Annotated in this window: 5 protein-coding genes and 3 rRNA genes; all 8 read left to right on the forward strand. The window is 62.5% G+C overall.

Annotated elements, in window-relative coordinates; all coding sequences use genetic code 11:
- Positions 1-73 precede the first annotated feature (73 nt).
- Entirely contained in the window at positions 74-1,273 is a 1,200-nt protein-coding gene (locus PWF70_RS09830) for an argininosuccinate synthase (RefSeq protein WP_006360745.1), read from the forward strand.
- Positions 1,270-2,721, forward strand: a complete 1,452-nt coding sequence (gene argH / locus PWF70_RS09835; RefSeq protein WP_286352944.1) for an argininosuccinate lyase — start codon at positions 1,270-1,272, stop codon at positions 2,719-2,721. The genes PWF70_RS09830 and argH overlap by 4 nt, the downstream gene beginning before the upstream one ends.
- A gap of 85 nt (positions 2,722-2,806) precedes the next feature.
- Complete coding sequence (locus PWF70_RS09840) at positions 2,807-5,803, forward strand: AMP-binding protein (RefSeq protein WP_286352945.1); 2,997 nt, start codon at positions 2,807-2,809, stop codon at positions 5,801-5,803.
- A gap of 5 nt (positions 5,804-5,808) precedes the next feature.
- Complete coding sequence (locus tag PWF70_RS09845) at positions 5,809-6,024, forward strand: Trm112 family protein (RefSeq protein WP_006360742.1); 216 nt, start codon at positions 5,809-5,811, stop codon at positions 6,022-6,024.
- A 76-nt stretch (positions 6,025-6,100) separates the two neighbouring features.
- A complete protein-coding gene (gene tyrS, locus PWF70_RS09850; protein ID WP_279941017.1) occupies positions 6,101-7,432 on the forward strand; it encodes a tyrosine--tRNA ligase in 1,332 nt (443 codons plus the stop codon).
- A 434-nt stretch (positions 7,433-7,866) separates the two neighbouring features.
- Positions 7,867-9,390, forward strand: a 16S ribosomal RNA gene (locus tag PWF70_RS09855).
- 447 nt (positions 9,391-9,837) lie between these two features.
- Positions 9,838-12,972, forward strand: a 23S ribosomal RNA gene (locus PWF70_RS09860).
- A gap of 113 nt (positions 12,973-13,085) precedes the next feature.
- Positions 13,086-13,202, forward strand: a 5S ribosomal RNA gene (gene rrf / locus PWF70_RS09865).
- Together the 16S, 23S and 5S rRNA genes form the textbook arrangement of a ribosomal RNA operon.
- Positions 13,203-13,307 lie beyond the last annotated feature (105 nt).

The raw sequence follows: 13,307 nt of genomic DNA on the forward strand, positions 1-13,307 counted from the left end.
CCCGGACGGTGTGGTCGGAACCCCGGGGCCGATGATGGACTCGGGTCATCGCTTAGAACAGGAGCTTCACCTCATGGCAGAACGTGTCGTACTCGCATACTCGGGCGGCCTGGACACCTCGGTCGCGATCAGCTGGATCCAGAAGGAGACCGGCAAGGAGGTCGTCGCCGTGGCTCTCGACCTCGGGCAGGGCGGCGAGGACATGGACGTCATCCGCCAGCGCGCCCTCGACTGCGGCGCGGTCGAAGCCGTCGTCGTCGACGCCCGTGACGAATTCGCCGACGAGTACTGCCTCCCGGCGATCACCTCGAACGCCCTCTACATGGACCGCTACCCGCTGGTCTCGGCGCTGTCGCGTCCGCTCATCGCCAAGCACCTCGTGACCGCCGCCCGCGATCACGGCGGCACCGTCGTCGCCCACGGCTGCACCGGCAAGGGCAACGACCAGGTCCGCTTCGAGGTCGGCTTCGCCACCCTCGCACCCGATCTGGAGGTCATCGCACCGGTTCGCGACTACGCGTGGACCCGCGAGAAGGCGATCGCCTTCGCCGAAGAGAACAACATCCCGATCAACGTGACCAAGAAGTCGCCGTTCTCCATCGACCAGAACGTGTGGGGTCGCGCCGTCGAGACCGGCTTCCTCGAGGACCTGTGGAATGCACCGACGAAGGACGTCTACAGCTACACCGAGGACCCGACCGTCAACTGGAACACCCCCGACGAGGTCATCATCGGCTTCGACAAGGGTCGCCCCGTCAGCATCGACGGCCGGCCGGTCTCCGTGCTGGAGGCCATCGAGGAGCTGAACCGCCGCGCCGGTGCACAGGGTGTCGGACGCCTCGACGTCGTCGAGGACCGTCTCGTCGGCATCAAGAGCCGCGAGGTCTACGAGGCCCCGGGCGCCATGGTGCTGATCCGCGCCCATGAGGAACTCGAGCACGTCACCATCGAGCGCGAGCTCGGCCGCTACAAGCGCGGCACCGACCGCAAGTGGGCCGAGCTGGTCTACGACGGTCTCTGGTTCTCGCCGCTGAAGCGTTCGCTCGACGCCTTCGTGGACTCGACCCAGCAGCACGTCTCCGGCGAGATCCGCCTGGTCCTGCACGGCGGCAACATCGCCGCCACCGGACGTCGTAGCTCCGAGTCGCTCTACGACTTCAACCTCGCGACCTACGACGAGGGCGACAGCTTCGACCAGTCGGCGGCCCGTGGCTTCGTCGAGCTGCACGGCCTGTCCTCCAAGATCTCGGCCAAGCGGGACCTGAATCTGTGAGTGGCGAGCAGACCGGCGGGACGACCAACGAGGGTTCGCTCTGGGGCGGCCGTTTCGCCGGCGGTCCGGCCGCGGCGATGGCCGCCCTGAGCAAGTCGACCCATTTCGACTGGGCCCTGGCACCCTTCGACATCCAGGCATCCAAGGCCCACGCCCGAGTGCTCAACAAAGCGGGATTGCTCACCGACGACGACCTGACCGGCATGCTGGACGGCCTCGACCGTCTGGCGGCCGACGTGGCCGACGGGACGTTCGGTCCCGCGGAGTCCGACGAGGACGTCCACGGTGCGCTCGAACGCGGTCTCATCGAACGGGTCGGCCCCGAGCTCGGCGGACGACTCCGCGCCGGCCGGTCGCGCAACGACCAGGTCGCCACGCTGTTCCGGATGTGGCTGCGCGCCGCCATGCGCCGCGTCGCCCTCGGACTGCTCGACGTCGTCGACGCGCTGACCGCCCAGGCGGCTGCGCATCCCGACGCGATCATGCCCGGTAAGACGCACCTGCAGGCGGCCCAGCCGGTGTTGCTCGGCCACCACCTGCTCGCCCATGCGCAGCCGTTGCTCCGCGACATCGACCGGCTCGCCGACGCCGACCGCCGAACCGCGGTCTCGCCGTACGGCTCCGGCGCCCTGGCCGGTTCGTCGCTGGGCCTCGATCCGGCCGCCATCGCGGCCGACCTCGGGTTCGACGCCCCGGCCGAGAACTCCATCGATGCCACCTCGTCCCGCGACTTCGCGGCCGAGGCGGCGTTCGTGTTCGCGATGATCGCGGTCGACCTCTCCCGGTTGTCCGAAGAGGTGATCATCTGGAGCACACCGGAATTCGGGTACGTGACGCTGGCCGACGCCTGGTCGACGGGAAGCTCGATCATGCCGCAGAAGAAGAACCCGGACGTCGCGGAGCTGATGCGCGGCAAGGCCGGCCGCCTGATCGGCGACCTGACTGGTCTCCTCGCGACGCTCAAGGCGCAGCCGCTGGCGTACAACCGTGACCTCCAGGAGGACAAGGAACCGGTCTTCGACGCGGTCGCGCAGCTCGAGATGCTGCTGCCGGCCGTCACCGGACTGGTCGCGACGCTCGAGTTCCACACCGACCGCATGGAGGAGCTGGCCCCGGCCGGCTTCACCCTCGCCACCGACATCGCCGAGTGGATGGTCCGGCAGGGTGTGCCCTTCCGCGTCGCCCACGAGGTCGCCGGAGCATGTGTCCGCGAGGCCGAGTCGCGGGGCATCGGCCTCGATGAGCTCGACGACGAGACGCTGACCGGCATCAACCCCTCGCTCACCCCCGCGGTCCGCGAGGTGCTGACGGTGCGCGGTTCGGTCGAGTCGCGCAACGCGCATGGCGGTACCGCGCCCGATCAGGTACGACGTCAGATAGACGTGGTGTCGGCGCAGTCGGCCGACCTGCGGACACGCTGGGGCGTCGGTCCCGGAGGACGAGGCTAGAACCACTGCCGAGTGGGTAGAGTGACATGTGTCACCGACGTGTCGGTGGTGGACGTTTCGCTGACAACGGGGAGGAATCGACGCGATGGTGGGTTTGGACGGGCTCCCGGATCTGGGCGGTGTGGTCAGCCGGGTGGTGGCGACCGCTCAGAACGGACTCGAGGTGCTCCGCTTCGGCGGTCTCGAGACCGGGACCGAACCGGCCCCCTTCGCGATCGTCGAGACCCACAAGATGTTCCGGCTGCGCCGGTACTTCCCGAACGAGCCGTCCACCGGCCCGAACATCGTGCTCGTGCCGCCGATGATGGTGTCCGCGAACGTCTATGACGTGACCGAACACAACGGCGCGGTGTCGATCCTCCACCGCAACGGCATCACCCCGTGGGTGGTCGACTTCGGGTCCCCGGACACCCAAGAGGGCGGGATGGAGCGCAATCTCGCCGACCACGTGGTGGCCATCAGCCGCGCGATCGACCTGATCGTCGAGGCCACCGGCCGCGACATCCACCTCGCCGGGTACTCCCAGGGCGGCATGTTCGCCTACCAGACCGCGGCGTACCGGCGGTCGAAGGGGATCGCGAGCCTCATCACCTTCGGTAGCCCGGTCGACGTCCTGGCCGCGCTACCCCTCGGGTTGCCGGCGGGGCTGGTTGCGCCGGCCGCGGAGTTCCTCGCCGAACGCTCCTTCGTGCGGAACCTCTGGGTCCGGGACTGGATGGCGCGCACCGGCTTCCAGCTCCTCGACCCCGTCAAGACGGTCCGCAGCCGCATCGACTTCCTACGTCGTCTCCACGACCGTGAGGCGCTGCTCCCACGCGAAGACCAGCGGCGGTTCCTCGAGGCCGACGGCTGGGTGGCCTGGTCCGGTCCGGCGATCGCCGAACTGCTGCGCCAGTTCGTCGCGCACAACCGCATGGTCTCCGGTGGCTTCGTCATCAACGGTGACCTCGTGTCACTCACCGAGATCACCTGCCCGATACTGGCTTTCGTCGGTGAGGCCGACGACATCGGCCAGCCCGCCGCGGTGCGCGGGATCGTGCGCGCCGCACCCGACGCCGAGGTCTACGAGTCCACCCTGCCCGTCGGGCACTTCGGTCTGGTGGTCGGTTCCTCGGCCGGTCAGCACACCTGGCCCACCACGTCGGACTGGGTGAACTGGCTGTCGGCCAACGGAACCCGCCCGGAACTCATCAGCGAGATGTCGCTGGTCGAGCCGGGGCACGGCGGTGGCGTCAGCCTGTCGTCGCGCATCACCCACGGCGTGGGGTCGGTCGCCGACGCCGGCACCGCGGCCTCCCGGGAACTGCTCACACTGGTCAACTCGCTGCAGCGCACGTCGCGGGCCGTCGCGTCGGAGTCGGTGCGCACGGTGCCCCGCCTGCTGCGCCTGGGCCAGATCCAGAGCGGCACCCGGATCTCGCTGTCGAAGCTGATGGCCGAGAACACCAAGAAGCACGGTGACAGCGAGCTCTTCCTCTTCGAGAACCGTGTACTCACCCACGCCCAGGTCGACACCCGCATCAACAACGTCGTCGCCGGCCTCATCGACTGTGGCGTGCGGCCGGGGCAGCACATCGGCGTCCTGATGGACACCCGCCCGAGCGCCCTGGTCGTGGTCGCGGCCCTGGCCCGGCTCGGCGCCGTCTCGGTGCTGCTGGCCGCAGACGCCGACGTGCGGGAGATGATGCGTCTCGCCGACAGTTCGGTCATCGTCACCGACCCCACCAACCTGGACCTCGCCAGCGCGGCGTCGGACCGGGTGCTGGTGCTCGGCGGTGGCAGTGGCGACTCCCGCGCCATCGACGGTGTCGACGGCGCGACGATCATCGACATGGAGCAGATCGATCCCAACGCCGTCGACCTGCCCACGTGGTACCGGCCCGATCCCGGTCTCGCGGGAGATCTCGCGTTCATCCTGTTCAGCCGTGCCCGGGGGAAGCTCGTGCCGTGGCCGGTGACCAACCACCGATTCGCGATGTCGGCGTTCGGTGCAGCCTCGGCGGCGGCGCTCTCCGACCGCGACACCGTGTACTGCCTGCCGCCCCTGCACCATGCCTCCGGCCTGCTGACGAGCCTCGGCGCGACGGTGGTCGGCCGGTCCCGTATCGCGTTGTCCAACGGCATCGACCCGGAGACCTTCGCGACCGAGGTGCAGCGCTACGGCGTCACCGTGGTGTCCTACACCTGGTCGATGCTGGGCGACGTCGTACGTGATCCCCGTTTCCGGATCAACCAGCACAACCCGATCCGGCTGTTCATGGGTTCCGGGATGTCGGCGGGTCTATGGGAAGACGTATGCAGCAGCTTCCCCCGCGCCCGGATCCTCGAGTTCTTCGCGACCGCCGATGGCTCGGCGATCCTGGCCAACGTCTCCGGCGACAAATTGTCCTCCGTCGGGCGGCCGCTCCCGGAGACCAACCCGGTCGAGGTCGCGGCCTACGACATCGCAAACGATCGTCTTCTGATCGACGAGTCCGGATTCGTCCGGCGTGCCGAGGTGGGCGAGCCCGGGTTGCTGCTGGCCAAGGCCCGGCACAAGTTCGACACCAACGGCACGGTGCTGCGTGACGTCTTCACCAGCCGCGACCGGTGGGAGGTCTCGGGGCACCTGTTCGTCCGCGATGCCGACGGCGACCTGTACTTCCTCGGCGCCACCGACCGGGTGGTCCGAACCGAGGCCGGACCCGCGTTCATCCCGCCGATCACCCACGCGCTGTCGCGGATGCAGGGCGTCGACCGGGTCGTCGCCTACGGAGTGGGGGAGCCCGGACACCAGGTGCTCGTTGCCACACTGACCCTGCGCCCGGATGCCAAGCCCGAGTCTCTCACCGTCACCCAGCTGCGCATCGCACTCGGGGAGTTCCCTGCTGAGATCCGACCGCACCTCATCCGCGTGGTCGACGAGATCCCGCACTCCGCGTCGTACCGTCCGTTGAGCACCGTCTTCGCGGCCGAAGGGCTGCCCAAGCCGGGAGCGCGGATCTGGTACCGCGACGAGGAGGGGCGCTACCGGCGGTACACCAGGACGATCGCCGAGAAGCTGGACTGGGGCGGGTCGTCGGTCGACGATGCCCTAGGCTGAGCCGCGTGACGACACGCGCTGAGGCCATCGACCCGATCGTGCGCGAACGGCTGGCCTGCCCGCAGGACCACGGCCCGCTGATCAACGCCGGCGACGAGCTCTACAACCCGCGGCTGCACGTCGCGTACCGGATCGATGCCGACGGAATCCCCGTCATGCTCATCGACGAGGCACGCAAGGTCGACGACGCCGAGCACGAACGGCTGGTCTCCGGGCAGTAGCCCGACGCACCGGTCTCGACGCACACAGGTGTCACCTCGTCCGAGCGCCGATCTCGATGGATGACAAGATCGAGGGGTGAGTGCTGAGACTGAGGGAACCGCCAACACGACCGAGGGAACCGTCCGGACCGGGAACGCTCCCGTCGACATCCTGGACGAACTCGGCTGGCGAGGTCTGATCGCGCAGTCCACCGACCTCGACGCACTGCGCGAGGCTTTGGCGGACGGGCCCATCACGCTGTACGCGGGCTTCGACCCGACGGCGGCGAGCCTCCATGCCGGCCACCTCGTGCCGCTGCTGACCCTCAGGCGATTCCAGCTCGCCGGTCACCGACCGATCGTTCTCGCAGGTGGCGCCACCGGCCTCATCGGTGATCCGCGTGAGGTTGGGGAGCGCACCATGAACGCTCCCGACACGGTCGCCGAATGGGCCGGCCGGATCGACGCGCAGCTGCGCCGCTTCGTCGACATCGACGAATCGCCGACCGGTGCACTCGTCGTCAACAATCTCGACTGGACCGGACAGCTCACCGCCATCGAGTTCCTCCGCGACCTCGGCAAGCACTTCTCGGTGAACGTCATGCTGGCCCGGGACACCGTGAAGCGGCGCCTGGAGGGTGACGGGATCAGTTACGCCGAGTTCAGCTATCTGCTCCTGCAGTCCAACGACTTCGTCGAGCTCAACCGCCGGTACGGCTGCCTGCTGCAGATCGGTGGCTCTGATCAGTGGGGAAACATCATCGGCGGTGTCGACCTGGGACGCCGTCTCGACGGATTGTCGCTGCATGCGCTGACCGTGCCGCTCGTGACCTCGTCGGACGGCAAGAAGTTCGGCAAGTCCACCGGCGGCGGGAGCCTTTGGCTCGATCCCGAACTCACCAGCCCGTATGCCTGGTACCAGTACTTCGTGAACACCGCCGACGCAGACGTGATCCGCTACCTGCGGTGGTTCACCTTCCTCGGTCGTGAGGAGATCGCCGACCTCGAGCAGGCGACGGAGGAGAAGCCGCACCTGCGCCTCGCGCAGAAGAAGCTGGCCGCCGAGATGACCACGCTGATCCACGGGGAAGAGAACACTCGCGCCGTCGAGCTCGCCAGCCACGCACTGTTCGGACGTGCTGAGCTCGACGAACTCGACGAGGCCACGCTGGCAGCAGCCGTGGGGGAGACCGTCATCGCCGAGTACTCGGAGAAGCGACCCACCATCATCCAGTTGCTCGTCGACACCAAACTGTCCGAGAGCAACAAGGCCGCACGTCGTGCGGTGTCCGAAGGCGGCGCCTACGTGAACAACACCAAGATCACAGATCCGGAGTGGCAGCCGGCCGCCTCCGACCTGCTTCATGGTCGCTGGTTGGTCGTGCGACGAGGCAAGAAGAGTTTTGCCGGAGCAAAGCTGAGCCTCTGACCAGGGGATTTGACGCGTTGTTCGCAGCTGTGTAACTTAATCGACGCACCGCAGAGAGCAACTGCCCCGGAGCCGCAAGCACCGGGGAGCCAGAAGTGCCCGAGCCAATCGCTCGGGCCGCCTGTGCGGGGCCACTCCCAAGAACAAGATCACGAGTACATCTCGTGCTCTGGGAAAGCTCATCGGAGCCGGACTCATCACGAGGACGTCTGGTGGGTGTGTGTTCTTTGAGAACTCGATAGTGTGATGATGAATTGTCTGATGCCATTTTGGCATCGTGCATTCTTTATGGATGTAGATGTTTGTTTTTTGTGTGGCGCTCGGCTTTGTCTGGGTGTCACATGTTTTGCTAGTTTTGGATTGGTCAGGTTTTGCTTTCCTGATTGTGTTGAAACGCTGGCGCCTTGTGGGTGTTGGTTTTGTTTCGCTATTTTTTCATGGAGAGTTTGATCCTGGCTCAGGACGAACGCTGGCGGCGTGCTTAACACATGCAAGTCGAACGGAAAGGCCCAGCTTGCTGGGTACTCGAGTGGCGAACGGGTGAGTAACACGTGGGTGATCTGCCCTGAACTTTGGGATAAGCCTGGGAAACTGGGTCTAATACCGGATATGACCTTGGAGTGCATGCTCTGGGGTGGAAAGCTTTTGCGGTTCAGGATGGGCCCGCGGCCTATCAGCTTGTTGGTGGGGTAATGGCCTACCAAGGCGACGACGGGTAGCCGACCTGAGAGGGTGATCGGCCACACTGGGACTGAGACACGGCCCAGACTCCTACGGGAGGCAGCAGTGGGGAATATTGCACAATGGGCGCAAGCCTGATGCAGCGACGCCGCGTGAGGGATGACGGCCTTCGGGTTGTAAACCTCTTTCACCAGGGACGAAGCGCAAGTGACGGTACCTGGAGAAGAAGCACCGGCCAACTACGTGCCAGCAGCCGCGGTAATACGTAGGGTGCGAGCGTTGTCCGGAATTACTGGGCGTAAAGAGCCTCGTAGGCGGTTTGTCGCGTCGTCTGTGAAATTCTGCAACTCAATTGTAGGCGTGCAGGCGATACGGGCAGACTTGAGTACTACAGGGGAGACTGGAATTCCTGGTGTAGCGGTGAAATGCGCAGATATCAGGAGGAACACCGGTGGCGAAGGCGGGTCTCTGGGTAGTAACTGACGCTGAGGAGCGAAAGCGTGGGTAGCGAACAGGATTAGATACCCTGGTAGTCCGCGCCGTAAACGGTGGGTACTAGGTGTGGGGCTCATTTCACGAGTTCCGTGCCGTAGCTAACGCATTAAGTACCCCGCCTGGGGAGTACGGCCGCAAGGCTAAAACTCAAAGGAATTGACGGGGGCCCGCACAAGCGGCGGAGCATGTGGATTAATTCGATGCAACGCGAAGAACCTTACCTGGGTTTGACATACACCAGACGCATGTAGAGATACATGTTCCCTTGTGGTTGGTGTACAGGTGGTGCATGGCTGTCGTCAGCTCGTGTCGTGAGATGTTGGGTTAAGTCCCGCAACGAGCGCAACCCTTGTCCTGTATTGCCAGCGGGTTATGCCGGGGACTTGCAGGAGACTGCCGGGGTCAACTCGGAGGAAGGTGGGGATGACGTCAAGTCATCATGCCCCTTATGTCCAGGGCTTCACACATGCTACAATGGCTGGTACAGAGGGCTGCGATACCGTGAGGTGGAGCGAATCCCTTAAAGCCAGTCTCAGTTCGGATTGGGGTCTGCAACTCGACCCCATGAAGTCGGAGTCGCTAGTAATCGCAGATCAGCAACGCTGCGGTGAATACGTTCCCGGGCCTTGTACACACCGCCCGTCACGTCATGAAAGTCGGTAACACCCGAAGCCGGTGGCCTAACCCCTTGTGGGAGGGAGCTGTCGAAGGTGGGATCGGCGATTGGGACGAAGTCGTAACAAGGTAGCCGTACCGGAAGGTGCGGCTGGATCACCTCCTTTCTAAGGAGCACACAACATCACCCATTTCTGCCGGCGTATGTCTGTGCGGTGGGTGTGTGTTCGAGGGTGAAACATCAGACAGCCCTGTTCGATGTTCTGTCACAGGACGGAATGTTGGGGGTACCGCTTTGGCTGTGAGGCCGGCGGGTTCACGTCACACTATCGGGGTTCTGAGAGAACACGCGTTGTTGTCTCGGTGCTGCATAGCTGGTCTGGGTTGTGGAGGTGTCCTGTGATGGGGCGCGGAGATCTGGGTTGGTGTGCGGTGTGTGTTGTTTGAGAAGTGCATAGTGGATGCGAGCATCTTTATTTCAAATCAACGTTGACGTTGGTCTGTGATTTAGCAGAAATTTGTTTGTTTTGTGATGTCTACATTCGATCCTCGTGACGCGGTTGGGTCATCTTCGGGTGGTCTGGTTGTGGTGTGGGGGTGGTTTGTAGGTGTTGTTGTAAGTGTGTAAGGGCGTTCGGTGGATGCCTTGGTACCAGGAGCCGATGAAGGACGTGGTAGGCCGCGATAGTCCTCGGGGAGTTGTCAAACGAGCTGTGATCCGAGGGTGTCCGAATGGGGAAACCCAGCACGAGTGATGTCGTGTTACCCACCTCTGAATGTATAGGGGGTGTGGAGGGAACGTGGGGAAGTGAAACATCTCAGTACCCATAGGAAGAGAAAACAAAAGTGATTCCGTGAGTAGTGGCGAGCGAAAGCGGATGAGGCTAAACCATGCGCATGTGATACCGGGTAGGGGTTGTGTGTGTGGTGTTGTGGGGTTCATCTTCTTCCATCTACCTGTGGAAGCGTGAGTCAGAAAATCGTGTGTTAGGTGAAGTGGCCTGGAATGGTCTGCCGTAGACGGTGAGAGTCCGGTAGCTGAAAACACATGGTCTTGCGTGATGGGTGCCCAAGTAGCAGCGGGCTCGTGGAATCTGCTGTGAATCTGCCGGGACCACCCGGTAAGCCTGAATACTTCCTGGTGACCGATAGCGGACAAGTACCGTGAGGGAAAGGTGAAAAGTACCCCGGGAGGGGAGTGAAATAGTACCTGAAACCGGACGCTTACAATCCGTCAAAGCCTGTGCCTCTTCGGAGGGTGGGTGATGGCGTGCCTTTTGAAGAATGAGCCTGCGAGTTAGTGCTCGGTGGCGAGGTTAACCCGTGTGGGGTAGCCGTAGCGAAAGCGAGTCTGAATAGGGCGTTTGAGTCGCCGGGTCTAGACCCGAAGCGGAGTGATCTACCCATGGCCAGGGTGAAGCGACGGTAAGACGTCGTGGAGGCCCGAACCCACTTCAGTTGAAAATGGAGGGGATGAGTTGTGGGTAGGGGTGAAAGGCCAATCAAACTCCGTGATAGCTGGTTCTCCCCGAAATGCATTTAGGTGCAGCGTCACATGTTTCTTACCGGAGGTAGAGCTACTGGATGGCCGATGGGCCCCACAGGGTTACTGACGTCAGCCAAACTCCGAATGCCGGTAAGTGAGAGTGTGGCAGTGAGACTGCGGGCGATAAGGTTCGTAGTCGAGAGGGAAACAGCCCAGATCGCCGGCTAAGGCCCCTAAGCGTGTACTAAGTGGAAAAGGATGTGGGGTCGCGAAGACAACCAGGAGGTTGGCTTAGAAGCAGCCACCCTTGAAAGAGTGCGTAATAGCTCACTGGTCAAGTGATCCTGCGCCGACAATGTAGCGGGGCTCAAGTACACCGCCGAAGCCGCGGCACTCACACGTTAGCCCGTTGATGTTCTACGGAGTGTCAACCAGGTGTGTGGGTGGGTAGGGGAGCGTCCTGCATCCGTGGAAGCCACAGAGTGATCTAGTGGTGGAGGGTGTGGGAGTGAGAATGCAGGCATGAGTAGCGAAAGAAGAGTGAGAAACTCTTCCGCCGAATGACCAAGGGTTCCTGGGCCAGGCTAATCCGCCCAGGGTGAGTCGGGACCTAAGGCGAGGCCGACAGGCGTAGTCGATGGACAACGGGTTGATATTCCCGTACCCGTGTATCCGCGCCCATGCTGAATCAGTTGTACTAACCATCCAGATCCCCCAGGAGCACCTTCGGGTGCCGGGTGGGGTGATGCATGGGACCTTGGCTGGTAGTAGGCAAGCGATGGGGTGACGCAGGAAGGTAGTGGGGCCAGTCAGTGGTTGTACTGGTGTAAGCCTGTAGGGCGTGTTCTAGGCAAATCCGGAACACATATAGCCTGAGAGGTGATGCGTAGCCGTTGCGGCGAATTCCATGATCCTATGCTGCCGAGAAAAGCCTCTAGTGAGTTGGTACACGGCCCGTACCCCAAACCAACACAGGTGGTCAGGTAGAGAATACTAAGGCGATCGAGAGAACTGTGGTTAAGGAACTCGGCAAAATGCCCCCGTAACTTCGGGAGAAGGGGGACCCAGACCGGTGACGAGATTTACTCTCTGAGCGGGTGTGGGTCGCAGAGACCAGAGAGAAGCGACTGTTTACTAAAAACACAGGTCCGTGCGAAGTCGTAAGACGATGTATACGGACTGACGCCTGCCCGGTGCTGGAAGGTTAAGAGGACCGGTTAGTCACCTTTGGGTGGCGAAGCTGAGAATTTAAGCCCCAGTAAACGGCGGTGGTAACTATAACCATCCTAAGGTAGCGAAATTCCTTGTCGGGTAAGTTCCGACCTGCACGAATGGCGTAACGACTTCTCTGCTGTCTCAACCACAGACTCGGCGAAATTGCAGTACGAGTAAAGATGCTCGTTACGCGCGGCAGGACGAAAAGACCCCGGGACCTTCACTATAGCTTGGTATTGGTGTTCGGTTCGGTTTGTGTAGGATAGGTGGGAGACTGTGAAGTGGGCACGCCAGTGTTCATGGAGTCGTTGTTGAAATACCACTCTGATCGTATTGGACTTCTAACCTCGGACCCTGATCGGGTTCAGGGACAGTGCCTGGTGGGTAGTTTAACTGGGGCGGTTGCCTCCTAAAAAGTAACGGAGGCGCCCAAAGGTTCCCTCAGCCTGGTTGGCAATCAGGTGTTGAGTGTAAGTGCACAAGGGAGCTTGACTGTGAGACGTACATGTCGAGCAGGGACGAAAGTCGGGACTAGTGATCCGGCACCGGCAAGTGGAAGCGGTGTCGCTCAACGGATAAAAGGTACCCCGGGGATAACAGGCTGATCTTCCCCAAGAGTCCATATCGACGGGATGGTTTGGCACCTCGATGTCGGCTCGTCGCATCCTGGGGCTGGAGTAGGTCCCAAGGGTTGGGCTGTTCGCCCATTAAAGCGGCACGCGAGCTGGGTTTAGAACGTCGTGAGACAGTTCGGTCTCTATCCGCCGCGCGCGTAAGAAACTTGAGGAAACCTGTCCCTAGTACGAGAGGACCGGGACGGACGAACCTCTGGTGTGCCAGTTGTCCCGCCAGGGGCACTGCTGGTTAGCTACGTTCGGAAGGGATAACCGCTGAAAGCATCTAAGCGGGAAGCCTGTTCCAAGATGAGGTTTCTCACCCCCTTTTGCGGGGTTAAGGCCCCCTACAGACCATGGGGTTGATAGGCCAGAACTGTACGCACAGCAATGTGTTCAGGTGACTGGTACTAATCGGCCGAGGACTTACCAACAACACCCACAACATCACCAAAACAACAGGTTTTGGTGTGTTCGCATCCACTATGCATCTTCTGAGACAACACACAACAAACAAATGACCGGTTTGTTGGTTGTTTCATAAAGTTACGGCGGCCATAGCGGAGGGGAAACGCCCGGCCCCATTCCGAACCCGGAAGCTAAGCCCTCCAGCGCCAATGGTACTGCACCTTAATCAGTGTGGGAGAGTAGGACACCGCCGAACACAATTTCAGAAGGGCCCCGTATTCGATGATTTCTTTCGTCGGATACGGGGCTTTTCTTGTTCGCGCACGTCGTCTCGACGTGGCCGGCGATGCTTCCCATCAAG

Origin of the sequence: Gordonia sp. Swx-4 (genome assembly GCF_030316175.1) — a bacterium.
GTDB lineage: Bacteria > Actinomycetota > Actinomycetes > Mycobacteriales > Mycobacteriaceae > Gordonia > Gordonia alkanivorans.